The organism is Flaviflagellibacter deserti (assembly GCF_042652085.1).
Classification (GTDB): domain Bacteria; phylum Pseudomonadota; class Alphaproteobacteria; order Rhizobiales; family Methylopilaceae; genus Flaviflagellibacter; species Flaviflagellibacter deserti.
In genome coordinates this window covers 1,010,412-1,032,504 of sequence record NZ_JBHSJF010000006.1, presented here as the reverse complement: position 1 = coordinate 1,032,504, position 22,093 = coordinate 1,010,412, and the positions used below count along the sequence as shown (strand labels likewise).

Genomic DNA, 22,093 nt, shown 5'->3' with positions numbered 1-22,093 from the left:
GGCTTGCCCTCACGAACTGAAAAGCAACCGATCCCGTTGTTTGATGTGGCCTGGCAGATAGGCCTCCTTGAACCAGGTTTTCCCTCCCGGCGCGGGCGGTTTCGCGAGCTTCAAGACCTCGACCTTCTCGTCTGCCTCCCTGAGGGCGACCCGAAAATGAAAATGGTCGAATGTGCGTAGCGCCTCGACCGCATAGGCGGTAGCGACCCGGCCGTCCTCGATCATGATGAGGTGGTCGCCATTCTGCCGTTCGCCACCTGCAGCCATGTTCGACGAGCCGGTGAAAACCTTGGCATTGGGCGTATTGAAATCGGTCACGACGAATTTGTGATGCAACACGTTGGATCGGCTGTTGCCACCCGAGTAACTCGACCACTCGCTCGAAAACGGTTCGGGAGCCTCGCCGGCCAAATAGGCAAAAGACACCAAGCCGCGACTGCCATCGGGCTTGAAGACGGAAAGGCCTCCCTGTCGCTGCGAGATGCCATAGGAGAAGGTCGAGCGATGAACGAGCTCCTCCAGTGCCTCGCGAACACGGCCGGTCAGCTGATTCAGGAACACCATTGCGTAGAGGACGGAGCTCTCGGCCTGCTCAATGGCATCCGCCACGGGTGTCAGAGAGAGAAGCGGATCCTCGTGCGGCGAAACCGCGATCTTGACGGTGGGACCGCCGGTCGAAGTGCAATCGTGCCAGCTCTGGGACAGACTGTCGGCGCGAAATTTTCCGGCAGCACCCCGCTTGTCGATGAATTCGAAGTATCGGTCGAACACGTCCGCAAAAAGTCTGGTGACCTTCTGATCCCGGAAGACCAGAGTATTGTTGCTTTGAACGTACAGCCCCCGAAGGGTGAAGTTCGTCGATCCGCCCAGCGCCTTGAACGCGACCCCGTTGCGCTTCAGAATCAGAACCTTGTTGTGCTGCTGACGCTCGAAGTTGCCGCGCTTCACGGCAGCCCCCGCCGTAATTAGGCGCCGGCTTGCTTCGCTCTCGTTGGAATTCTCAAGGCCGTGACCGCCATGATCATCAACGACCGCACGGAGACGATTCTTGAGTGCCGCAAGCCTACGTATGATTTCCGGCTCTCTGAGTTCATATAAGAGCGCATCGACCGTTATCTCGGTGTCTGCAATAGCTTCGTCGAGCAGTGCATAGATCGTTTCTCTACTTTCGAAACCGAGCCACTTGTACTCTGTTTGGCATCCAGCCATGTCGAAGTCGACGTCAGCCGGAGGAGCGGACGCAAGAGGCGGCAGGATGCTTTCCTGACAGGGAAATCTCTCTTTGTCGGCATAGGCCTGGGAGGAGGCATATCCGCGCGTAAAGCCGACGTCCACGATCCCGTCGATCGTTTCATGATCGAGATTGATCGCCGCTTCCGCCGATGTTCCTCGCCGGAGCGAGCCGTTCGAGTTCACATACATCGGCGTTGCGCGGTAGCGGTATTCGCCGCCCTTCGGCTCGAAGGGGAAGTGGATCCAGCGGAATTTCTGGATCGGCGCTTCGGTCGACGGCGCGCCTCGTTTCTTCTGCTCGTCGGTCAGGCCGTCATAGGAAAATTGCAGCCGGTTCCAGACCCGCTTCCAACTGCTCTCACCTGGTTCGCGGAATTCAAGCGCGAAGCCAACGAAGTCCTCGGTTGCCTTGGACTTGTCGAGATCAAACCCGACCAGACATTTGCGCTCACCGCGATGGAGCTTGATCGTGGTGCCGCCGTTCTCCTCCCGCTTCATGAAGTCGTTTGCCATGGAGCCCCCACCGGTCGATGCATCGCGACGGAACGAAAGCTGACTTGTGTTGCAGATTTATGCAACCGATGGGACACATCACTGCTTCTCGATAAGAAAGGTCTGTCGGGTTTCGCTTGTGTCGTGTCTGACCAGCGTATCTCCCGTTTCACGTACCAGATTGGGGATATCGATCGCCGACATAAGATCGGTGCTAACCACGACGAGGCGGTCCCCCGGCAGGAGAGTGGCCAACGCTTTTCGCGTTCTCAGCACCGGCAGCGGGCATTTCAGCCCGCAAAGGTCCAGCGTCCGCGAACTCATCGCGCCTGGGACGCCGCGACGGCTTCCGACTGCTGGAGGGCGTTCTTCACAGACGAGAACACCTCGAATTCCTCGCCGCGGGCAATGGCGACGAGCGTCACTCCCGCTTCCTCTGCCATGCGGACGGCGAGTGCCGTCGGGGCGGAGACAGCCGCGAGGATGGGCGCTCCGATGGCGGCAGTTTTCTGCACCATCTCCACGGATACGCGGCTCGTCAGCGCGATGATGCCGGTTGAGGCGTCAATGCCGTTGCGAAGGATATGGCCCGCGAGCTTATCGAGCGCGTTATGTCGGCCGACGTCCTCGCGAACAGCGATCAGGCCATCCTTCGGCGTCCAGAAGCCGGCGGCATGCATTGCCCGGGTTTCGCGGTTCATCAGCTGCGCGGGCTGAAGAGCGGCCATTGCCGCGATGATCTGATCGGGTTTGAGCAGACTGGCGGCGGCCACGGTCTTCGCGGGCTTGGCTGCTTCCTCGATGCTTTCAATACCGCAGAGACCGCAACCGGTAGGTCCAGCCAGCAGGCGGCGCCGGCGCGAATAGGTCTCGGCGAGTTCCGGCACGAGCCACATCCGCAACTCTATGCCTTCTTCCTCTTCGACTAGCTCGAGCGAGGCAATGTCGGAAGGTTTCGAGATGAGGCCTTCGGTCAGGCTGAAGCCGACAGCGAAATCCTCGAGATCGCTCGGCGTGGCCATCATCACGGCCTGGGTCGAACCGCCATAGGTAATGGCGATCGGCACTTCGTTCGGGATCGCGCGCTCGTCGGTCGCGAACGCACCGTTGCGCCAGACGGCACGCTGCACGCGCAGGATGGGATCATGCATTGCGGGCGCTCTTCTGGAATAGGATCGGCAGAATGGATCGCGCGCCGGAGAGATCGGAGATTTTGATCATGCAGATCACGTGGCATTGCTGAATGATCGCCGCAAGCCCTGCTTGACCTGTTCTCCCCGGCTCCTCACCCTGCTGGGGTGTTACATCATTCGCCGAATCCCCGGATTGTCCGGCTTACGCCGCTCAACGAGGCGCTGGAGCGCCTGACCTCTCTGGCCGCTAAGATCGATGCCCGCGAGCGGCCGCTCTCCCAGGCAGTGGGTGCGGTGCTCGCCGCCGACATCATCGCTCCCGCGCATCTGCCGGCATCCCCTGTGGCCTATGCCGATGGATGGGCGGTCAATGCGGCCGAGGTGGTGGGCGCGAGCGCTTACAGTGCCGCCATTCTCGCGCCGCCGCCGATATGGGTGGAGGCGGACGATCGCATGCCCGATGGTGCGGACGCGGTTCTGCCGGAGGATGCCTTGACGGCCGTCGCGCCGGGTATGGCGGAGGCATCGATGTCGATCGCTCCGGGAGAGGGCGTCCGTAATACCGGGCAGGATGTGGCGGCGGGCACTTTGGTGATGGCCGAGGGGACGCGTGTGGCACCGCGTCATGTCGGCATCCTGCGCGCCTGCGGGTTCGAGACAGCGATGGTGCGCACGCCACGCGTCCGACTTGTCGTGGCGACGGCGGCCGCTGCCCGCAAGGTCGACATGGTACGGATGTGGCTGGAGGGGGCAGGAGCCGAGATTCTCGATCTGCTGTCGGCCCCCGGCGATCGGGAGAAGCTTGCGGCCTGCTACGCCATGCCCGGCGCCGATCTCGTCATTTCGCTGGGCGGCACCGGACAGGGGCGGGGGGATTGCGCGGTTGCGGCGCTCGGCGACGCAGGAACGGTCGAACTCCAGGGTGTTGCGCTCCGTCCGGGCGGCACGGCCACATTCGGCCGGGTGGAGGGCGTTCCGGTTCTGCTGCTGCCCGGACGCGTCGATGGCGTAATCGCGGGCGTCCTCGTCCTCGCCTCGACCTTGCTGACCCATATTTCTGGGCTATCGAGACCCGATTGGCACGCGCCGTCGCGCCTGACGGACAAGGCCAGTTCCGTCATCGGCTTCACCGAACTCTTCCTCGGCGTGCCGGAGGGTGACTTGATACGCCCGATCCCGCTCGACGAAGCAAGCTTCGACGCGCTGGCCCGCGCCGTAGGCTGGTTTACCGTGCCGCCCGGTTCGGAGGGGTTTGCGGCCGGAGATACCGTGCATCTCAGGCCGTTCCAGCCTAGATAAAGCCCATGAAAGATAATCCGATCCTCGACGCGGTCCGCCGGGCGGCGCGTCAGGAGCAATTTCTCGACGTCGTCTCACGTGACGAGGCGGAGAAGCGCTTCCGCGCGGCGGTGCCGCATGTCGCTCTTCCGGCCGAAAAAGTCACGCTCGCGGATGCGCTGGGACGTGTGCTTGCGGAGACACTGGCTGCGCCGATCGATTTGCCACCCTTCGACCGTTCGTCGGTCGACGGCTTTGCTGTCCGCGCGGGTGATACGGTCGGCGCCAGCGAGCGCACTCCCATACGCTTGCGGTTGAATGCCGAGGTGCTGGCCTGCGGTACCGCTCCGAGGCTGACGGTTGCTACAAGCACAGCCACCGCGATCTCGACCGGCGGCGTCGTGCCGCGCGGCGCGGACGCGGTCGTCATGATCGAGCAGACAGCTTTCGGCGAAGACGATCACGGTCCCTACGTCGATATCCGCCGCCCAGCCGCCCCCGGTGGGTTTGTCGCCTTTGCGGGGTCAGACATCGCGCGCGGCGAAACCATGTTGCGCGTCGGCACCGAGTTGACCTCCCGCGAGATCGGCGTGCTGGCTGCCTGTGGACTGGCGGACGTGCGGGTGGTTCGTCGCCCTCGGGTCGGCATCATCTCGACCGGCGACGAGCTCGTGCCGCCGGGCTCCGAACTGCCGGAAGGAGCGATCTACGATTCCAATTCCGCGATCACCGCGGCCGCCGTTAGGGAGAACGGTGGCGAAGCTGTGCTGTTCGGTATCATCCGAGACGATGAGACTGCGCTCGCGGCCGCTGTCGAACGTGCGCTCTCGGAAACCGATCTGGTCGTCCTGTCCGGCGGTACATCGAAGGGAGCGGGCGACGTCTCGCATCGCATCCTGTCTCGGCTCGGCGAGCCGGGAATCATCGTGCACGGCGTGGCGCTGAAACCGGGCAAGCCGATCTGCCTTGCCGTTTCGCGTGGTAAGCCGGTCGTCGTCCTGCCGGGCTTTCCAACCTCGGCGATCTTCACCTTCCATACCTTCGTCACGCCGCTCGTCCGCGCAATGGCAGGCCTGCCGCCGCATGGCGAGGAGGTGGTGGAGGCAACCTTGCCTGTGCGGGTGCCGTCCGAATTGGGGCGGACCGAATATGTGATGGTGTCGCTCGGCGAGAGCGCCGACGGTCTCGTGGCGTTTCCGCTCGGTCGCGGTTCCGGCTCGGTGACCGCGTTCTCTCAGGCCGACGGTTTCTTCGCCGTTGATGCGCTAGCCGATGCGGCAGACGCGGGCTCCGAGCATAAGATCCAGCTCATCGGCAGCAGTCTGCATGTTCCGGATCTCGTTCTGGCCGGTAGCCAGGACGTAGGCCTCGATGCGGTCGTCGGGTTGCTCGCGAAGCAGGGACTGACGGTCCGCACACTCGCGATCGGCAGCATGGGCGGGCTGGCGGCGCTCAAGCGCGGCGAATGCGACCTTGCGCCGGCGCACCTGCTCGATCCGAAAACGGGCACCTACAACACTCCCTATCTCGCCGACGGAATTTCGCTCGTGCCCGGCTGGCGGCGGCGGCAGGGGGTGGTGTTCCGCAAGGGCGATCCGCGGTTCGAGGGCAAGAGTGCCGCCGATGCCATTGCGACTGTCGCAGCCGATCCGGACACGATCCTCGTCAACCGCAACGCAGGTTCCGGAACGCGCATCCTGCTCGACGGCCTCCTCCCGGTCAGGCCGGCCGGTTACGCCAACCAGCCGAAATCGCACAACGCGGTCGCAGCGGCGATCGCGCAGGAGCGCGCCGACTGGGGAATGGCCATCGAGAACGTCGCGCGGCTCTATGGGCTCAGCTTCCTGCCGGTGGCCGACGAGCACTACGATTTCTTCCTCGCCGACGCCCGTCGCGATCGTCCGGCCGTCCAGGCTTTCCTCGCGGTCCTTGCGGGCGACGACGCACGCTCGCTTCTGTCCGGTCTCGGCTTCATACCGGCCGACACCCTCGCTCTCGCCGGTGAATAATGGCCCAGCTTTCCAATGACTGCTTCGCCTTCGGCGGTGAGCTCATGCCGATCGAGGCGGGACTGGCGCTGATCGGAGAGCGCGTTCAGCCCGTCGCCGAGATCGAGACCGTCTCGCTGTTCGAGGCCGACGGCCGGGTGCTTGCCGAGGACATTATCGCTCCGCTGGATCTGCCGGGTTTCGACAATTCGGCCGTCGACGGCTGGGCTGTCCGCCATGCCGACCTATCGCCGGACGGCGAAACGGTGCTGCCGGTGGTCACCCGCATCGCGGCCGGAGACCGCGCGCCGCACAAAATCGGGCCTGGCGAGAGCGCGCGCATCTTCACCGGCGCTGTCATGCCGGCCGGCGCCGATACTGTCTTCATGCAGGAGGACGTCCGTGAGGAGGCGGGCAGATTGATCCTGCCCCCCGGCCTGAAGCTCGGCGCCAATCGCCGCCTTGCGGGCGAGGACATCGCCGCCGGCGCGCCGGCGCTCGCGGCCGGTCTGCGGCTGCAGCCGCAGCATATCGCGCTCGCGTCCGCGCTCGGCCTCACCGAGTTGAAAGTCCGCCGTCGGCTGAGGGTCGCGGTTCTGTCGACCGGCGACGAACTGGTCGCTCCCGGCCAGCCGCTGGCGCCCGGCACGCTGCACGATTCCAACCGTGTGATGATGGCGGCCATGCTTCGCCGCGCCGGCTGCGAGGTGACCGATGCCGGCATGCATCGCGACGAGCCGGAGAGCCTCGCCAACGCGATCCTGAAAGCCGCGGCCGGGCACGACCTGATCATCTCCTCCGGCGGCGTCTCGACCGGTGAGGAGGATCATACCCGCAAGGTCGTCGAGCGTGTCGGCACGCTGGTTCAGTGGCGGCTGGCGATCAAGCCCGGCCGGCCGGTCGCGATGGCAGTCGTGGACGGCACGCCGTTCGTCGGGCTGCCGGGCAATCCCGTCGCGGTCTTCGTGACTTTCGTAAATGTCGTCCGCGCGTTGGTCGCCCGGCTTGGCGGCGAGACCTGGGCGCCGCCGCCACCGGTGCCGGTGCGCAGCGCCTTTCCGTATCGGAAGAAGACCGGACGCCGCGAATTCGTCCGGGTCGCGCTGGTCCGTAATGCGGATGGCAGCGTCGAAGCGCACAAGCATCCGCGGGAGGGTGCTGGCGTGATCACGTCGCTGACGGAAAGCACCGGCTTCGTCGAACTGTCGGAGCCGGTCACCAGCGTCGCCGTCGGCGATGTGGTCGGTTATCGCTCCTACGAAGAGATGTTCTGACCGTCAGCGGTTGAACAGGACCTCGCCGCAGTTTTCGATGTCATAGCCGCCGAAGCTCTTCGCATGCTTCCGGAAGTCGTCGCTCCGCGTGAAGGTGAGGAGCTTCTGGAACGGCGGTTCGAGGAGATCGCGACGGCGGCAGACGAGATCGAACCGTTCGCGGTGGAGCGGCACGAAGGTGAGATTGAAGCGGCGCGCTACCGAGCCGACCGCGAGGCCGCAATCCGCATCGCCATCGAGCAGCGCGAGGGCCACGTCGGTCTGGGTTAGTGCCGGTTTCGAAAGCTCATTGAACGAAGTTTCGGCGATGCCGGCGGCGGCGATAAGCTTCCGGAACAGGATCTGCGTGCCGGATCCTTCCTGGCGGGGCACGATGCGTGCGCGCTTGTTGGCGACGTCCTTGATCGAATTCAGATCGAGCGGATTTCCGGGCAGGACGACGAGACCTTGCTCGCGCCACGCCCAATGCACGACGACGAGATCGAAGGGCGGTGAGCTATCTCGGGCGGCGGCGATATTGCCTGAATTCTCACCCTTGTCCTCGTCGCCGAGGTGGATGCCGGCAGCGATCGCCCCTCCGGTGGAGAGCCGTTCAAGACCGGCCGAGCTCCCTTCGACGAGCGTGGCGAGGCCGCATCCGGATTCGCGCAGCGCCCATTCGAGTAGGGGATCGCTCGATCCCGCCACGATCTGCGGCGCGTTGAGGAGCTTGGGATCCTGAAGCTCGATATGCGCCTCGATCCAGCGATCGATCAGCGCGCGTGGGAACAGGAGCTTTCCGGTCGCCTTCGAACACGGAATCTCCTTCCGGGCGACCAGATCATAGATCGTTCGCTCCTTGATCCGAAGATAGGCCGCGACCTCGGATGTCGTGAGAAAATCCATGCATTTTTCCCCGTTTATTCCATTGTTGCGCGCAACTAATCACGAGAGGTAGTGATGCGCAATGAAAGCGTGCATTTGAGCCATGCCAGAAGCGTTCACAGCCGCGCTGCAATTGGTGACGTCCGGCGACCCGGAGCTCACCCGTATTGTCGTTTTGTCGCTTCGTGTGACGTTGTCAGCGCTGCTGATAGCTTCACTGATTGGCCTGCCGCTCGGCGCGTTCATCGCGATCACCCGCTTCCCGGGCCGTCCGGCGATCGTCGTTCTGCTGAACACGTTCATGGGATTTCCGCCCGTCGTTGCGGGACTGCTGATCTATCTCCTCCTTTCTCGCTCCGGTCCGCTCGGCGCACTCGGATTGCTGTTCACTCCGGGCGCGATGATCGTCGCGCAGACGGTCCTGATCCTGCCGATCGTCGCCTCGCTGACACGGCAGGTGGTCGAGGACCTCTGGGTCGATTATGAGGAGCAGCTTCGCTCCCTCGGTTCTTCCCGACTGCGGGCGATCCCGACGCTTCTCTGGGATGGCCGCTACAGCCTGCTAACCGCGCTTCTCGCGGGCTTCGGCCGGGCGAGCGCCGAGGTCGGCGCGGTGATGATCGTCGGCGGCAATATCGCCGGCTATACGCGCACTATGACGACAGCGATCGCGCTCGAGACGAGCAAGGGCGATCTCGCTCTGGCACTGGCGCTCGGCGCGATCCTTCTAGCGCTGACCCTGGCCCTGAATGCCGGCGCATTCGGCACGGCGCGGTTAGCACAGCGGGTCGGAGGCTGAGCGTGATGCGCGGTCCGCTCTCGATCCTTCCGCTTCGTTGCCGCTCTGTTGGGCTCAACGTACGCGGTCGCGATCTACTCAAGGATGTGACGGCAGACCTGATGCCCGGCGTGCCGAGCATGATCATGGGTCCAAACGGCGCCGGGAAAAGCCTGTTCCTGCGCATCTGCCATGGCCTTCTCCAGCCGACGTCCGGCAGCGTCGAGTGGAGCGGCCCGGCTGGCCGCGCGCAGGCCATGGTGCTGCAGCGGCCAGTGCTGCTGCGCCGCTCGGCCCGCGCCAATGTCATTCACGCCCTGGCGCTTGCGGGGGCACCACGTTCCGAACGTGGTGCGCGAGCAGATGCCGCGCTCGAACGTTTCGGCCTTGGTGCCATCGCCGCGCGGCCAGCGCGCCTGTTGTCCGGCGGCGAACAGCAACGGCTCGCCATAGCCCGCGCCTGGGCGCTCAACCCACAGGTCCTGTTCCTCGACGAGCCGACCTCCGCCCTCGATCCCAGTGGCACCAGAGCGGTTGAGGAGATGATCACCGTGATCGCCCGCGAGGGCGTGAAGATCGTGATGGCTACACACGATCTCGGGCAGGCGCGGCGACTCGCCGGCGAAGTCCTGTTCTTTCATGGCGGCCGGCTGCGTGAGCAGACGCCGGCACCCGCATTCTTCGAGAAACCCCAGACCCCGGAAGCAGCCGCGTTTCTCAACGGCGATCTGCTCTGGTGAACCGAAAAACAGGGAGACGACCGATGTTCCACTTCAAGAATTGGGCCGCCGCGGCAGTCGTCGCGTTGGGCGCGATCACGACCCCCGTACTTGCGCAGGATCGCTTCATCACGGTGGCGTCGACCACCTCGACCGAGCAGTCCGGCTTGTTCGGCTATCTCCTGCCGAAGTTCAAGGAGAAGACCGGCATCGAGGTTCGCGTCATCGCCCAGGGCACCGGCCAGGCGCTCGATACCGGCCGTCGGGGGGATGCCGATGTGGTGTTCGTGCACGACACGCCGTCGGAAGAGAAGTTCGTCGCCGAGGGCGCGGGCGTGAAGCGCTTCCCGGTCATGTACAACGACTTCGTCGTCGTCGGCCCGAAGTCCGACCCGGCCGGCGTGAAAGGCACGAAGGACGTTGTCGCGGCGTTCAAGAAGATCGCCGAAGCCAAGGCTCCGTTCGCCTCGCGCGGCGACGATTCCGGCACCGACAAGGCCGAGAAGCGCCTCTGGAAGCAGGCCGGCCTCGATCCGAAGTCCGGCGCCGACTGGTACAAGTCGACCGGCTCCGGCATGGGCCCGACGCTGAACACCTCGGCCTCCATGAACGCCTACACGCTGGCCGACCGCGGTACCTGGCTCGCCTTCAAGAACCGGGGTGATCTCGATATCGCCGTCGAGGGCGACACCAAGCTGTTCAACCAGTACGGCGTCATTCTGGTGAACCCCGAGAAATTCCCGAGCGTGAAGAAGGCCGACGGCCAGGCCTTCATCGACTGGCTGGTCTCCGACGAGGGCCAGAAGGTCATCGCTGGCTATAAGATCAACGACCAGCAGTTGTTCTTCCCGAACGCGAAGGGCTCGTCGTGAGCCCGGGCCGCGTCGGGCTCCTGCTCGCCGTGGCGATGACCTTCGCGGGCTCGGCTTCGGCCGAGCCCGTGCTGTTGAAATCGGCCGGCAGCCTCAAGCCCGCGTTCACCCGATTGATCGCCGCGTTCGAGGCTCAGTCCGGCGCGAAGGTCGACCCGGAATTCGGTGCTTCGGGCCTGATGAAGGATAAAATCCTATCGGGTGATCCGACGGACATCTTCACCTCCGCCAATCTGGAGCACCCCAAGGCGGTTGCGGCGGCCAAGGGCGGAGATGCGAAGCCGTTCACTCACAACACACTCTGCGCGCTCGCGCAGCCCGAACTCGCGGTCACGTCGGACAGCCTGCTCGATACGCTGCTCGATCCGAAAATCGGGGTTGCGACTTCGACTCCAAAATCGGATCCGGCCGGCGATTATGCGTTCGCTCTGTTCGACAAGGCCGACGCACTGAAGGCGGGTTCGACCGCGACACTCAAGGCCAAGGCCCTGCAACTGACCGGCGGCCCGAACTCCGTGAAACCGCCGGAAGGCCGTTCGTCCTATGGGTTCATCATGGGGGAGAAACAGGCCGATATCTTCCTGACCTACTGCACCAATGCCGTGGTGGCAGCGAAGGAGGTACCGAGCCTGCAGACGATCGCGATTCCGGCTAGTCTGGAGGTTGGCGCGGTCTACGGAATGATCGTTCTCTCTACCAATCCCGACGCGCAGAAGCTTGCGGACTTCATCCTGTCGCCGGCCGGACAATCGGTCCTCAAGGACTTCGGTTTCAGCGCTCCGTCCAAATAGCGGAAGAGGCCGAAAGCCAAACAAAAAGGGCGCCCGCAGGGGCGCCCTTTTTCGTTCAGCGAGTGCTCTTATTCGGCGGCTTCGGCCGGAGCCAGATCGCGCTCGATCTTGATCGCGCAATACTTGAACTCCGGGATCTTGCCGAACGGGTCGAGCTGCGGGTTCGTCAGCATGTTCGCGGCAGCTTCCGCATAGGCGAACGGGATGAAGACGAGGCCGACCGGCATGCGGTCGTCGATGCGCGCCTTGAGGCGGATCGTGCCGCGGCGACTCGACACCAGCATGTACTCGCCGGTCTTGATGCCGGCGCGCGTCAGGTCGTGCGGCGACATATAGGCCACCGCCTCCGGCTCGACCGCGTCGAGAACGTTGGAGCGGCGGGTCATCGAACCCGTGTGCCAATGCTCAAGCTGACGGCCGGTGGTAAGGACCAGCGGGTAGTCGAGGTCCGGGGTCTCGGCCGGGTTGATCAGCTTGGCCGGGACGAACTTGCCGCGACCGGTCTTGGTCGGGAAGCCGTTGCCGAACACGATGTCATGGCCGGGCTCGTTCGGGCTGTCGACCGGGTAGGTGACCGACTCTTCGCGGTCAACGCGTTCCCAGCTGATGTTCGCGAGCGACGGCATCGCGCCGACCATCTCGGTGAACACCTCGGAGACGTGGCCGTAGTTCCAGTCGAGGCCGAGACCGCGCGCCATATCCTGGATGATCCAGAGGTCCTGGCGAGCCTTGCCGGGCAGCGGCACCGCCGCGCGGCCCATCTGGACCTGGCGGTTGGTGTTGATGACCGTGCCGTCCTTCTCCGGCCAGGCGGAAGCGGGGAGCACGACGTCCGCATACTTCGCCGTCTCGGTCAGGAAGATGTCCTGGACGACGAGGTGGTCGAGCATGGCCAGCGCTTCGCGGGCGTGGTTCACGTCCGGATCCGACATCGCCGGGTTCTCGCCCTCGATGTAGCAGCCGGTGATCTTGCCGGCATGGATCGCATCCATGATCTCGACGACGGTCAGGCCGCGCTTCGGATCGAGCTTGGTGTTCCAGTACTTCTCGTAGAAGGCCTGAACCTCCGGGTCTTCGACCGACTTGTAATCCGGGTAGAACATCGGGATCAGGCCGGCGTCGGAGGCGCCCTGGACGTTGTTCTGGCCGCGCAGCGGGTGCAGGCCGGTGCCGGGGCGGCCGATCTGGCCGGTGACGAGCGACAGCGCGATCAGGCAGCGGCTGTTGTCCGTGCCGTGGATGTGCTGCGAAACGCCCATGCCCCAGAAGATGATCGAGGATTCAGCGCGGGCGTAGAGCCGTGCGACCTCGCGAAGCGTCTCGGCGGGAATGCCGCAGATCTTCTCCATCTCTTCCGGCGGGTAGTTCTTGACGTTCTCGGCGAGCTTCTCGAAATCCTCGGTGTTCGCCTGGACGTACTGCTTGTCGTAGAGGCCTTCCTCGATGATCGTGTGCAGCATCGCGTTCAGCATCGAGACGTCGCGTCCCGGCTTGAACTGCAGCATGTGCGTGGCGTGACGTGACAGGGCGACGCCGCGCGGGTCCATCACGATCAGCTTCGCGCCACGCTCCGCGGCGTTCTTGAAGAAGGTCGCCGCGACCGGGTGGTTCTCGGTCGGGTTGGCGCCGATGACAACAATCACTTCAGCGTCTTCAGCCGCCATGAACGGAGCCGACACCGCGCCCGAACCAACGCCCTCGATCAGCGCCGATACCGACGAGGCGTGGCAAAGACGGGTGCAGTGGTCGACGTTGTTGGTGCCGAAGCCGGTACGGACAAGCTTCTGGAAGAGATAGGCCTCTTCGTTCGAACCCTTGGCCGAGCCGAAGCCGGCCAGTGCATTGCCGCCGCGCTCGTCGCGGATCTTGGCGAGACCGCCGGAGGCGACCGCAAGAGCCTCTTCCCAGGTCGCTTCCCGGAAATGGGTGAAGGGGTTCATCGGGTCGATGTCGACGTCGTGTTTGGAAACGCCTTCCTTGCGGATCAGCGGCACGGTCAGACGATCGGGGTGATGGGCGTAGTCGAAGCCGAAGCGGCCCTTCACGCAGAGGCGGTTCTGGTTCGCCGGGCCGTCACGGCCTTCGACGGCGACTATCTTGTCGTCGTGGATCTGATAGGTCAGCTGGCAGCCGACGCCGCAGTATGGGCAGACCGAATTGACTTCGCGGTCCGGCGCATTGGTGTAGGTGCCTTCCGCGTCGATCAGGGTGGCCGGCATCAGAGCGCCGGTCGGGCAGGCCTGGACGCACTCGCCGCAGGCGACGCAGGTCGAATCGCCCATCGGGTCGTTGAAGTCGAACACGATCTGCTCGAGATGGCCGCGGCCGGCCATGCCGATGACGTCGTTGACCTGAACTTCACGGCAGGCGCGGACGCAGAGATTGCAGTGGATGCAGGCGTCGAGCTGCACGGCCATCGCCGGGTGCGAGAAGTCGTCGACTTTATTCGGACGCCCCAGTTCCGGGAAGCGGCTGTCCGCCACTTCGACCCTGTCGGCCCAGTTCCAGAAGCTGGAGTTCGGATCCTGCGAGGTCTCGCGCTCGGGCTGGTCAGCGACCAGGAGCTCGAACACCAGCTTGCGCGAGGTCTTCGCGCGCTCGGAAGCCGAATGCACCTTCATGCCCGGCGAAGGGGTGCGCACGCAGGAGGCAGCCAGTACGCGCTCGCCTTCCACCTCGACCATGCAGGCGCGGCAATTGCCGTCCGGGCGATAGCCGGGCTTCGGGCTGTAGCAGAGATGCGGGATTTCCGTGCCCTGACGATTGGCGACTTGCCAAATCGTTTCGCCGGGGCCGGCGGTGACTTCCTTGCCGTCGAGGGTAAAGGTGATGCCGTCGAGCATGTTTGCCTCTTACTCCGCCGCCTGCAGCGACGCGAAATCGCCGCGGAAATGTTTCATGACCTGTTTGATCGGGTTCATCGCCGCCTGGCCGAGGCCGCAAATCGACGCGTCGCCCATGACCTTGCCGAGTTCGACAAGGAGTTCCTCGTCCCATTTCGGCTGGCTGATTAGATGCACGGCCTTTTCAGTACCAACGCGGCACGGTGTGCACTGGCCGCAGCTCTCGTCCTCGAAGAACTTCAGAAGGTTGAGAGCGACGTCACGCATATTGTCTTTGTCGGACAGCACGACGACCGCTGCAGACCCGATGAACGAGCCATGTTGCTCCAGCGTTCCGAAGTCTAGCGGGATGTCGGCCATCGAAGCCGGTAGGATACCGCCCGAAGGACCGCCCGGCAGGTAGCCCTTCAGCGTGTGGCCGTCGGCCATGCCGCCGCAATATTGGTCGACGAGTTCCTTCAGCGTGATGCCGGCCGGGCAAAGCTTGACGCCCGGCTCCTTGACACGGCCCGACACCGAGAAGGTGCGCAGGCCGGTGCGGCCGTTGGTACCGTGGCTCGCGAACCAGGCGCCGCCCTTTTCCAGGATCTCACGGACCCAGAAGACGGTCTCGACATTGTTAATGAGCGTCGGGCGGCCGAACAGGCCGACCACGGACGGGAAGGGCGGCTTGTGGCGCGGAAGGCCGCGCTTGCCCTCGATGCTCTCGAGCATCGCCGACTCTTCGCCGCAAATATAGGCGCCGGCGCCGCGGCGGAGATGGATCTTGGTGTGCGGCGCGTGACCGGCTGCCTCGACCTTCGCGATCTCACGCAGAAGGATTTCGCGGCACTGCGGATATTCGTCACGCAGGTAGATGTAAACGTCAGTCGCCTCGACTGCCCAGGCGCCGATCAGCATTCCTTCGAGGAAGCGATGCGGGTCACGCTCAAGATAATGGCGGTCCTTGAACGTGCCGGGCTCCCCTTCGTCGCCGTTGATGGCCATCAGGCGCGGGCCGGGCTCGGCGCGGACGAAACGCCATTTACGGCCGGTCGGGAAACCGGCGCCGCCGAGACCGCGGATGCCGGAATCCTCAAGGCCCTTGATAACGCTTTCGACGTCGCGTGTGCCGTCGAGGCACTCGCCGAGCATCTTGTAGCCGTCGCCGGCGACATAGCCAGTGTAGTCGAGATAGTCCGGAATGTGCGGATGGGTGTGGCCGTGCTCGACAGCGTGCTTCACGCTCTCGACCGTCGCATTCTCATGCAGGCTGTGGCCGATCGCGGTGACTGGAGCATTGTGGCAGCCGCCCATGCAGGGAGCGCGGACGACCCGGACTTCGCTCTCGTCAACGCCGGCCTTCAGCGCTTCGAGAAGCTGTTCGGCGCCCGCGAGCGCGCAGCTCAGCGAGTCACAAACACGGACCGTGATCTTCGGCGGGGCTTCCTCGCCATCGAGGACGATATCGAAATGAGCGTAGAACGACGCGACCTCGTACACCTCGACGAGAGCCATCCGCATTTCCTTCGCCAGGGCGGCGAGGTGGCGGGCGTGCAGGCAGCCATAGGTGTCCTGGATGAGGTGAAGGTGCTCGATCAGCAGGTCTTCCTGGCGCGAGCGCGTGCCGAGCAGGCTGCGAATTTCTTCCAGGCTCTGCGGATCGACCTGGCGGCCCTTCTGCTGGTCGCGTGTCTTGCGACGGCCGGAACCGGGATGGATGCTCCGCGGGGGAACGGTCTTCCCGGCGGTCGAGTGGCTAATCGTCGTGGTCGGCGCGCTCACTTTTTTGCAGCCCTGCCTGTTTTGGTTGGGTCACTTTGGAGCCTTTCGAAATATCAGTGCAGCACCAAAAATACCAGATACCAAAGCCTTAAATGCCTAGAGGTGCTTGGCTTTATTTGGTCTGCAAGAATGACGGTAAATTGGCATTAAGGAGCCTTATGCTGCATCAAATGCAGCAATATGCAGCCTGTTGGCCATCTTAATCGGCCGTTCTGATCGCCCGATAGAGTGTCCCGATGAAGCGTCAGGCCGGCTTCGGGCCCTTCAACGCGCGGTGGGCGTGAACGGAAGACCGCCCCGTGCGTTTAGCCGGTGCACACGAATCCGGAGGGGACGATGGCCAAGGCGAACGTCAACGATCGCGATAGCATCGAACTGATCTACGACCAGTCGGTCTTCGAGCACGACGCCGCGCGCAATGCGCGTGGCGAGAGTGCGGTGGTCCACGGGCTAAACATCCTCTCGGCTCCGGACGGAAATGGCACGATCGAGATCGCGCGTGCATCTAGGCACATTGCAGAACGCGACCCGGAAGGAGATTCCGTCTTCATTGCCGCGTACCGCGCCCGCGCGACAACGGCCGATGACGCCAACGCCTATGCCGGCTCGATCTCACCGAGCTCGGAGGCCGTGAACGACAACGGCGACTACGGTCGCTTCATCAACGAGGTGCTGGAAACTGTCCGCAATACGAAGTTCAAGCCGGCTATCGGCGTAGGCGACGACCGCATTAAGGGCTTCCGCGGCGGGTGAGGCCGCCAGCGGACCCCTTCACAGATCCAGATTCGCTAGCGTTTTCATTCCTCCCGGAAGGCGCGCTTCACCTGATCGACGAACGGCTTCGTGAGATAGGAGAGGGCGGTTCTCTGGTCGGTCGAGATATAGACCTCGACCGGCATGCCGGGAATGAGCTTGCGCTCGCCCAGCCGGGCCATTTCTTCCGCGGATACCTCGATATCGGCGATGTAATAAATGTCGCCCGTGACCGTGTCCCGCGTGGTCGCCGGTGAGACATAGACGACCTGTCCAGACAATTCCGGCGTGGCGTTCCGGTTGAATGCCGAGAACCGAAGGCGGGCGTGCTGCCCGGTCGCGACTTGATCTATATCGCCCGGTATCAGCTTCGCCTCGGTCCGCAGCGTAGCGTTCTCGGGGACGATCGTGATCAGCCGTTCAGCTGGGGTGATGACACCGCCGATGGTGTGGACGGACACTTCGTTGATGTAGCCCGAGAGCGGAGCGCGGATATCTGTTCGAGACAGCCTGTCCTCGACCGCGATCCGGCGTTCGTTCAGCTCGGATATCTTCGCTTCGACCGCGCTGAGTTCGCGCTGGGCTTCGGTGCGGCTGGTCTGGTCGACAGCGATGATCTGCAGGCGGATCTCGCTCATCGTCGCATTGGCGCGCGCGATGCCGGCCTCGACCTCGCCGCGGCTGCCGAGAAGCCGGGCCGCCTCGCGATCGGTGTTGTAGACGCGCAGATTCTCGATCAGACCCTTCTGAAGAAGGTGCTTCAGTTTGGTGTTCTCGGAATCGATCAGCTTGATCTCGTCGACCTTGGCGACACGCTGAGCTTCCAGGCCCGCGATCTCCTTTTCGACCTGAGCGACCCGGAGCTCGAGCTGCTCCTTCTGGCTTTGCCGGTGGGTGAGATTGCCCTTGAACAGATTGGTCTCGCTTGTGGCGACCGCGGACGCTTCCGCAGAGGATTCCACGAAACCCTGCGGGAAAGTCAGCTCGGAGAGCATGTCGCGCTCGGCGGCGAGGCGTGCCCGGCGGGCCGTCATCTCGATCAGTTGCGCGCGGATGATGGACAGTTCGGCGCGCGTCTGCGCGTCGTCGAGACGAAGCAGGACCTGGCCCTTCTGGACGAAGTCGCCTTCACGGACGGATATTTCGCCGATGATCCCTCCGTCGCGATGCTGGATCGCCTTCAAGTTCCTGTCGATCTTGACCGAGCCCTGCGCAACGATCGCGCCCGACAGTTCGGCAAGGACGGCCCACGAGCCGCACCCGACGATGAGCAGCATGCTGAGGAGGATGCCGGCAACGACCCGCCGGCCGATATGAAAGCCGAAATCACCGGCAGAGTTGGATTCCGCGCGAGACATGGTCGGCCTCCTCAGGAGATGTTTTCGGCAATAAACAGGATGTGATGACCATCGAGGTTGATGGCGAGTTCGAAGGTCATGTCGCCGTCAAGATCAGCTTCGATCTTCGTCCTTTCCATCTCGTCGACGCGCTCGTTCTGATAGCGGACCTGCCGCCGGTTCTGGCCGGACTGGTCGCCATAGACGCTGTCGAATGGACTGGAACCTTCGCCCTGCTCGGACGAGATCCGGTAGCCCGCGACGCGGATGCGGTCGCCGACGTCGAAGTCGTGAATGCTGTAGGAGCCAGGGCCGCTGTTGTCGCGTTTGGAGAAGTCGAACTCGTCGTCTCCGCCGCCGCCGCTTAGCGAGGCGGGCTCGTCGGATAGAACGAATGTGTCGTTGCCCTGGCCACCCATGACCTCCTCGATATCCCTGAGGAGGTCCGCGCCGATTTCGACGCCGACCGCCTGACCGGTGTCTAGGTTGACGAGGATGCCCATCGTCGCCGCCGAATAGTCGACAGTGTCGCTGCCGCTGCCGCCATCGTAGACGTCCGAGCTGGCGTCGGTTGCGGCCACGATGCAATCGTCGCCATCGCCGCCATAGACGGTATCGCTGCCGAGATCGTCGCAGATCGTGTCGTTCCCACCGCCGCCGTCGAGCACATTGTCTTCGGCGTCACCGCGCAGCACGTCGTCGCCATCGCCGGCGATGACCTTCTCGATATTGGCGAGGAGATCGGCACCGATTTCGACGCCTGTGGCCAGTCCTGTCTTCAGGTCGAGGATGATGCCGGTGGCCGCCGCCGAATAGTCGACGGTGTCCTGTCCGTCGCCACCGTCGTAGACGTCGGCGGCCGCATCCGTTGTGCCGGTGATGACGTCGTCGCCCTCGTCGCCGTAGACCTGGTCCTCGTCGGCGCCGCCGTCGAGCACATCGTTGCCGGTCATGCCGCGCAGGAGATCGTCGCCCGTACCACCCTGCAGGACGTCGTTGTCGGCGCCGGCATAAAGCTCGTCGTCGTCCGCGCCTCCATCGAGGGTGTCATCGCCCGGACCGCCGTCCAGCTTGTCCTTGCCGTCTTCGCCCTTGAGGACGTCGTCGCCTTCCTCGCCGAAGACGCGGTCATCACCGGCTCCCGCCCATACGACATCATTGCCGAGGCCCGCGAAGATGAGATCGTTGCCGGCGCCCGCCACGACGATGTCGTCGCCCGATCCGGCGTTGATGTGGTCGTCGCCGCCACCGGCCCAGATCGTGTCGTTGCCCGCGCGTGCATCGACATTGTCGTTGCCCTCACCGGCGTCGATCTGGTCCTTGTGCAGCGTGCCGACCAGCGCGTCGGCGGCCACGGTGCCGTTGATCTCATGATAGTCGACGACGCGGAACTGGGCCGTGTGCTGGACCGACAGTTTGCCGTCGCTGATTGTGTAGGTGAGCGTGGCGAAGCCAGTCATGCCTTCGGCCGGCGTGTAGATCCAGCCGCCGTTGACCGCCGTCAGGGTTCCGTTCGAAACCGAGACATTGCTGATCGAGAGGCGGTCCCCATCGGGATCGCCCGCGTTCTGCAACAGCGCCGCGAAAGCGATGACCGCGGCGTGGCCGCTGACGAAATCGCCGAGATAGGCCGTGCCTTTCGAGCGCGGCGCGCGATTGACCGGATCGTCGTCATCATCGTCGCCGTTTCCCGGGCCGTCGTCGCCTGGATTCGATGATCCGTTGCCGCCGCCACCTCCGCCGGAGTGATTGCCGCCGCCATTGCCGCGGGCGAGGCCCATATTGTCGTTTCCGGCACGGGGCCGAACTTCATAGGAGTCCGGCCGAAGGCGGACCGCTACGTCAGGAACCTGGTAGGAGATGGGCGGGGAATCGAACATCACGAAGGATGGATCCTCCGACTGGATCGTCGGGCTGCCGGAACTGTTCGGCCCCGGTTCTTCCTCGGGGATTTCCTCCTCCGGAACCGGCCCATCCCCTTCGACAGACGCGGTCTCCACCACCGGCGCGCCGTCTTCGTCCGGCTGCGGTGCCGGCTTGTCCTCGTGGGGCGGGGCCGGCTCGGCCATGCTCGGGAAGAAGGTCTTCAGATAGAGCAGGAAGGCGGAGATGAGCACGCCGATATAGATCGGCGTCTTCGTGAAGATCGCGCCTTTGAGGAGGTAGCGATCGCGGGATTCCGTGGGATTGGCGGCGTCGGTCTTGGTCGCCTTGACGCTGATGGTCATGCCGGCACCCTCATTTCTGTCGTTCTGCGGTTCGCTTTCGACGGAGCCTGGGCAGGCGACGAGATGATCTCGTCCTTCGGTCCGAAGCCGGCGAGGCGGCCGTTCTGGACGACCGCGACGAGATCGACTGCGGCGAGCGCGCTCGGCCTGTGCGCGACCACGATGACGATGCCGCCGCGAGCGCGGACTCCTGCGATGGCTTTCGTCAGGGCGGTCTCGCCGTCGCTGTCGAGATTGGAGTTCGGCTCGTCGAGAATGACAAGGAAGGGGTCGCCGTACAGTGCGCGGGCAAGGCCGATGCGCTGTCGCTGTCCCGCCGAGAGAACCGCGCCCTGCGGTCCGATCCTGGTCTTGTAGCCCTCGGGCAGACGGACGATCATCTCGTGCACGCCGGCTGCGTTAGCCGCAGCGATGATCGTTCGCGGATCGGGGTTTTCGGCGAAGCGCGAAATGTTCTCACCGATCGTCGCATCGAGCAGCGCGACCTCTTGCGGGAGGTAGCCGATGCAGCGGCCGAGGTCCTCGTCGCTCCATTGAGTGAGTTCCGCATCGTCGAGACGGACGCTTCCGCGCAGTACGGGCCAGACACCGGTGAGCGCGCGCACCAGCGTGGTCTTTCCGCCGGCGCTCGGTCCGATTACACCGAGAGCGTCACCGGCCTTCAGCTCGAAGCCCGCTTCGCTGAGCAGAACACGGCCGGAGGCGGGAGCTGCGACGGTGATCTTCTCGACCTTGAGCGTCGAGGTGGGAGCGGGGAGAGCCATCGGCTCTTCGGCCTTGGCGAGCGCGACTACGGTCTCTCGGAGGCGAGAGAACGCCTGGCGGGCGGCAACGACGCCCTTCCAGTTGCCGATCGCGAGATCGATCGGCGCGAGCGCGCGGGACGAGGCGACCGAGGAGGCGATGATAGCGCCCGCGGACAACTCACCCTGGATGGTCAGATAGGCGCCCAGACCGAGCAGGGCGGACTGGAGCAGCATGCGTAGGACCCGCGAGATCGCACCGAACGTGCCGGTGATGTCGTTGGTGCGGGTCTGGAGCTGCAGGTGCTCGTCGTTCGCCGCGTTGAAACGCTCGACGGCGCGGCCGGCAAAGCCCATCGCCTTCAGGATATCCGCATTGCGCGCGTTGGAATCCGCGATCGCATTGCGCGTGATGACGGCCTGCTGCGTCTGGGTGCTGAGCCGCCGCGTCATCAGTTCGGTGGCGAGCGTCAGGATTCCGAGGACGACGGCGCCGCCGAGCGTCAGTCCGCCGAGATAGGGATGCAGCAGATAGACGAAGATCAGATAGATCGGCATCCAGGGCAGATCGAACAGGGCGATCGGGCCCTGGCTGCCGAGGAAGCCCCGCACGGTATCGACGTCGCGACCACGTTCGAGCGATTCCGCGGTCGAGAACCCGAAGCGGGGCATGTCGATCGCAACGCTGTGGGCCAAAGGCGCGACCTTCTTGTCGAGCCGCGCACCGACGCGGACCAGGACCTGCGATCGGATGACGTCGAACATGCCCTGGAAAAGATAAAGCCCGATCGCCAGCACCGAGAGGGCGATCAGAGTGGGGATGCTGCCGCCGGTGAGCGCGCGATCGTAGATCTGCAGCATGTAGAACGAGCCCGTCAGCGCCAGGATGTTGATCACCCCGGACATCAGGAACAGGAAGAGCATGATGCCGCGGAATCCGCTGATCAGCTTGGCTGCATCCTGCCTCCGCAAAGGCCGTTTGTTGGTACCCATGACGGTCACG

At 64.3% G+C, this 22,093-nt stretch carries 17 protein-coding genes; 8 read left to right on the top strand and 9 right to left on the bottom strand.

Annotated features, from left to right (window positions below; genetic code table 11):
- Window positions 1-9 precede the first annotated feature (9 nt).
- The 3 genes from ACFPFW_RS11975 to fdhD form a co-directional block, all read right to left on the bottom strand.
- Window positions 10-1,422 (bottom strand): phospholipase D-like domain-containing protein, encoded by a 1,413-nt coding sequence (locus tag ACFPFW_RS11975; RefSeq protein ID WP_379770859.1) that lies wholly within the window; start codon window positions 1,420-1,422, stop codon window positions 10-12.
- A gap of 402 nt (window positions 1,423-1,824) precedes the next feature.
- Window positions 1,825-2,049 carry a sulfurtransferase TusA family protein gene (locus ACFPFW_RS11970; RefSeq protein ID WP_114956085.1) on the bottom strand — a complete coding sequence of 75 codons (225 nt, stop codon included), beginning with the start codon at window positions 2,047-2,049 and terminating at the stop codon, window positions 1,825-1,827.
- A complete protein-coding gene (fdhD, locus tag ACFPFW_RS11965; protein ID WP_379770856.1) occupies window positions 2,046-2,876 on the bottom strand; it encodes a formate dehydrogenase accessory sulfurtransferase FdhD in 831 nt (276 codons plus the stop codon). The genes ACFPFW_RS11970 and fdhD overlap by 4 nt, the downstream gene beginning before the upstream one ends.
- Before the next feature lie 147 nt (window positions 2,877-3,023).
- On the opposite strand from fdhD, the gene ACFPFW_RS11960 reads away from it, so the two are divergent.
- From ACFPFW_RS11960 to ACFPFW_RS11950, 3 genes are read left to right on the top strand one after another with little or no spacing between them, the layout of a single operon-like run.
- Window positions 3,024-4,157: a molybdopterin-binding protein gene (locus tag ACFPFW_RS11960; RefSeq protein ID WP_114956086.1), complete on the top strand. Its 1,134-nt coding sequence runs from the start codon at window positions 3,024-3,026 to the stop codon at window positions 4,155-4,157.
- 5 nt (window positions 4,158-4,162) lie between these two features.
- Complete coding sequence (locus ACFPFW_RS11955; protein ID WP_114956087.1) at window positions 4,163-6,145, top strand: molybdopterin biosynthesis protein; 1,983 nt, start codon at window positions 4,163-4,165, stop codon at window positions 6,143-6,145.
- Window positions 6,145-7,398 (top strand): molybdopterin molybdotransferase MoeA, encoded by a 1,254-nt coding sequence (locus ACFPFW_RS11950; RefSeq protein WP_114956088.1) that lies wholly within the window; start codon window positions 6,145-6,147, stop codon window positions 7,396-7,398. Before ACFPFW_RS11955 ends, ACFPFW_RS11950 begins: the two co-directional genes overlap by 1 nt.
- A 3-nt stretch (window positions 7,399-7,401) precedes the next feature.
- On the opposite strand, the gene ACFPFW_RS11945 is transcribed toward ACFPFW_RS11950, so the two are convergent.
- The gene (locus tag ACFPFW_RS11945; protein ID WP_114956089.1) at window positions 7,402-8,283 is read right to left on the bottom strand and encodes a substrate-binding domain-containing protein; all 882 of its coding nucleotides are present in this window, start codon (window positions 8,281-8,283) and stop codon (window positions 7,402-7,404) included.
- Window positions 8,284-8,365: 82 nt separating this feature from the next.
- Between ACFPFW_RS11945 and ACFPFW_RS11940 the strand changes: the two genes are divergently transcribed.
- The 4 genes from ACFPFW_RS11940 to ACFPFW_RS11925 are packed head-to-tail and all read left to right on the top strand — an operon-like array spanning window position 8,366 to window position 11,422.
- A complete protein-coding gene (locus ACFPFW_RS11940) occupies window positions 8,366-9,061 on the top strand; it encodes an ABC transporter permease (protein ID WP_114956090.1) in 696 nt (231 codons plus the stop codon).
- Window positions 9,062-9,066: 5 nt separating this feature from the next.
- Window positions 9,067-9,780, top strand: coding sequence for an ATP-binding cassette domain-containing protein (locus tag ACFPFW_RS11935; RefSeq protein ID WP_114956091.1), 714 nt, complete (start codon window positions 9,067-9,069; stop codon window positions 9,778-9,780).
- A gap of 23 nt (window positions 9,781-9,803) precedes the next feature.
- On the top strand, window positions 9,804-10,631 hold the full coding sequence (locus tag ACFPFW_RS11930; RefSeq protein WP_114956092.1) for an ABC transporter substrate-binding protein: 828 nt from the start codon (window positions 9,804-9,806) through the stop codon (window positions 10,629-10,631).
- Entirely contained in the window at window positions 10,628-11,422 is a 795-nt protein-coding gene (locus ACFPFW_RS11925; protein ID WP_379770849.1) for a molybdate ABC transporter substrate-binding protein, read from the top strand. Before ACFPFW_RS11930 ends, ACFPFW_RS11925 begins: the two co-directional genes overlap by 4 nt.
- Before the next feature lie 68 nt (window positions 11,423-11,490).
- On the opposite strand, the gene fdhF is transcribed toward ACFPFW_RS11925, so the two are convergent.
- Window positions 11,491-14,265, bottom strand: a complete 2,775-nt coding sequence (gene fdhF, locus ACFPFW_RS11920) for a formate dehydrogenase subunit alpha (RefSeq protein WP_114956093.1) — start codon at window positions 14,263-14,265, stop codon at window positions 11,491-11,493.
- A 9-nt stretch (window positions 14,266-14,274) separates the two neighbouring features.
- Window positions 14,275-15,966 carry an NAD(P)H-dependent oxidoreductase subunit E gene (locus ACFPFW_RS11915; RefSeq protein ID WP_379771478.1) on the bottom strand — a complete coding sequence of 564 codons (1,692 nt, stop codon included), beginning with the start codon at window positions 15,964-15,966 and terminating at the stop codon, window positions 14,275-14,277.
- 399 nt (window positions 15,967-16,365) lie between these two features.
- On the opposite strand from ACFPFW_RS11915, the gene ACFPFW_RS11910 reads away from it, so the two are divergent.
- On the top strand, window positions 16,366-16,782 hold the full coding sequence (locus ACFPFW_RS11910; protein ID WP_114956094.1) for a hypothetical protein: 417 nt from the start codon (window positions 16,366-16,368) through the stop codon (window positions 16,780-16,782).
- Window positions 16,783-16,826: 44 nt separating this feature from the next.
- Here ACFPFW_RS11910 and ACFPFW_RS11905 read toward each other — a convergent pair whose 3' ends face one another.
- Genes ACFPFW_RS11905 through ACFPFW_RS11895 form a run of 3 tightly spaced genes read right to left on the bottom strand, consistent with a single transcriptional unit; the run spans window position 16,827 to window position 22,083 of the window.
- The gene (locus ACFPFW_RS11905) at window positions 16,827-18,140 is read right to left on the bottom strand and encodes an HlyD family type I secretion periplasmic adaptor subunit (RefSeq protein WP_114956095.1); all 1,314 of its coding nucleotides are present in this window, start codon (window positions 18,138-18,140) and stop codon (window positions 16,827-16,829) included.
- 11 nt (window positions 18,141-18,151) lie between these two features.
- Window positions 18,152-20,347, bottom strand: a complete 2,196-nt coding sequence (locus ACFPFW_RS11900) for a calcium-binding protein (protein WP_114956096.1) — start codon at window positions 20,345-20,347, stop codon at window positions 18,152-18,154.
- A complete protein-coding gene (locus ACFPFW_RS11895) occupies window positions 20,344-22,083 on the bottom strand; it encodes a type I secretion system permease/ATPase (protein ID WP_114956097.1) in 1,740 nt (579 codons plus the stop codon). Before ACFPFW_RS11895 ends, ACFPFW_RS11900 begins: the two co-directional genes overlap by 4 nt.
- Window positions 22,084-22,093: the final 10 nt, after the last annotated feature.

What these genes read in the sequence shown, in the direction of transcription:
- ACFPFW_RS11900 (WP_114956096.1), bottom strand. Translation starts at nt 20,347, where the DNA reads ATGACCATCAGCGTCAAGGCGACCAAGACCGACGCCGCCAATCCCACG.
- ACFPFW_RS11955 (WP_114956087.1), top strand. Translation starts at nt 4,163, where the DNA reads ATGAAAGATAATCCGATCCTCGACGCGGTCCGCCGGGCGGCGCGTCAG.
- ACFPFW_RS11975 (WP_379770859.1), bottom strand. Translation starts at nt 1,422, where the DNA reads ATGTATGTGAACTCGAACGGCTCGCTCCGGCGAGGAACATCGGCGGAA.
- fdhF (WP_114956093.1), bottom strand. Translation starts at nt 14,265, where the DNA reads ATGCTCGACGGCATCACCTTTACCCTCGACGGCAAGGAAGTCACCGCC.
- ACFPFW_RS11950 (WP_114956088.1), top strand. Translation starts at nt 6,145, where the DNA reads ATGGCCCAGCTTTCCAATGACTGCTTCGCCTTCGGCGGTGAGCTCATG.
- ACFPFW_RS11970 (WP_114956085.1), bottom strand. Translation starts at nt 2,049, where the DNA reads ATGAGTTCGCGGACGCTGGACCTTTGCGGGCTGAAATGCCCGCTGCCG.
- ACFPFW_RS11935 (WP_114956091.1), top strand. Translation starts at nt 9,067, where the DNA reads ATGCGCGGTCCGCTCTCGATCCTTCCGCTTCGTTGCCGCTCTGTTGGG.
- ACFPFW_RS11895 (WP_114956097.1), bottom strand. Translation starts at nt 22,083, where the DNA reads ATGGGTACCAACAAACGGCCTTTGCGGAGGCAGGATGCAGCCAAGCTG.
- ACFPFW_RS11910 (WP_114956094.1), top strand. Translation starts at nt 16,366, where the DNA reads ATGGCCAAGGCGAACGTCAACGATCGCGATAGCATCGAACTGATCTAC.
- fdhD (WP_379770856.1), bottom strand. Translation starts at nt 2,876, where the DNA reads ATGCATGATCCCATCCTGCGCGTGCAGCGTGCCGTCTGGCGCAACGGT.
- ACFPFW_RS11905 (WP_114956095.1), bottom strand. Translation starts at nt 18,140, where the DNA reads ATGTCTCGCGCGGAATCCAACTCTGCCGGTGATTTCGGCTTTCATATC.
- ACFPFW_RS11945 (WP_114956089.1), bottom strand. Translation starts at nt 8,283, where the DNA reads ATGGATTTTCTCACGACATCCGAGGTCGCGGCCTATCTTCGGATCAAG.
- ACFPFW_RS11930 (WP_114956092.1), top strand. Translation starts at nt 9,804, where the DNA reads ATGTTCCACTTCAAGAATTGGGCCGCCGCGGCAGTCGTCGCGTTGGGC.
- ACFPFW_RS11940 (WP_114956090.1), top strand. Translation starts at nt 8,366, where the DNA reads ATGCCAGAAGCGTTCACAGCCGCGCTGCAATTGGTGACGTCCGGCGAC.